The organism is Cryobacterium sp. Hh38, from assembly GCF_004403235.1.
GTDB lineage: Bacteria > Actinomycetota > Actinomycetes > Actinomycetales > Microbacteriaceae > Cryobacterium > Cryobacterium levicorallinum.
The window spans coordinates 1-1,194 of the sequence record NZ_SOHD01000025.1 but is presented as its reverse complement, the minus strand read 5'-3'; the positions used below and the strand labels follow the sequence as shown (position 1 = coordinate 1,194).

1 pseudogene is annotated in these 1,194 nt (G+C 67.2%); it reads left to right on the top strand.

The features are described from left to right. Positions 1 to 9: 9 nt before the first annotated feature. Positions 10 to 1,032: pseudogene (locus E3T41_RS08370) on the top strand (IS110 family transposase); the annotation flags it as partial. Between the last annotated feature and the right edge of the window lie 162 nt (positions 1,033 to 1,194).

The following is a 1,194-nucleotide window of genomic DNA, read 5'->3' as shown; positions in this document are numbered from 1 at the left end:
GATCAGTCTCTGATCGTCGCGGGGGTGGACACGCACAAGGACACGCACTACGCGGCCGTGATCTCCGTCACCGGGGAACACCTCAGCGCCGCCCAGTTCCCCACCACCGACGCCGGCTACCGCGCGCTTGAGGGCTTCATCACCTGCCACGGGGCTCTGCTGCGCGCCGGTGTGGAGGGCACGAACTCGTACGGGGCGGGCTTGACCCGGCACTTGCATGAGGCGGGCATCGAGGTCGTCGAGGTGATCCGCCCGGCACGGCAGACACGGCGGATGCGCGGCAAATCCGACGAGATCGATGCCTACGCCGCCGCGCACATCGCGTTGGCGAACAACAACACCGTGGCCGCGAAGACCGGCACCGGCATCGTGGAAGCGATCCGGGTCACCAACGCGGCCCGGCGCAGCGCGATGAAAGCACGAACCGAGGTGATCGTGCAACTCAAATCGCTGATCGTGACTGCTCCTGAGAGCATCCGAACCGAGTTCCGTGACCTGACCACGACCCGCTTGATCACACGCCTGACAGGCTCCCGTGCACGTGTCGGTGACGACGAGGTCGCGTCCAGGACCCGCACGGCACTCAAGCGCCTCGCCGCCCGCTATCAGCAGCTCGATGTTGAGATCGCCGGTCACGACACCGACCTCGCACAACTCGTCGACACAGTGAACCCGGCTCTCGTGCAAGCCCGAGGGATCGCGACTGTGACCGCCGCGCAGCTGCTGATCACCGCAGGCGACAACCCCGACCGGCTCCGCTCCGAGGCAGCTTTCGCGATGCTCTGCGGTGCCTCGCCCTTGCCCGCCTCCTCGGGGAAAACGACACGTCACCGACTCAACCGCGGCGGCGACCGGGCCGCGAACTCCGCACTCCACAAGATCGCGATCGTGCGCCTGGCCACAGACCCCGAAACCCGCGCCTACGCGACCCGCCGCACCGCCGAAGGCAAGACGAAGAAAGACATCCTCCGCTGCCTCAAGCGCGCCATCGCCCGCGAGGTATTCCACCTCATCACTACCCCGCAGCCAGCCGCGGACAGCAGCGATCTGCGCCCCGCACGCAAACGCCTCGGGCTCAGCCTCACCGAGGTCGCCGACGCCCTCGACTGCGCGATCAGCAAGATCTCACTCATCGAACGCGGCACCATTCGCGACACCCGATTCCTGCACCGCTACCGGGCCTGGCTCAACGAA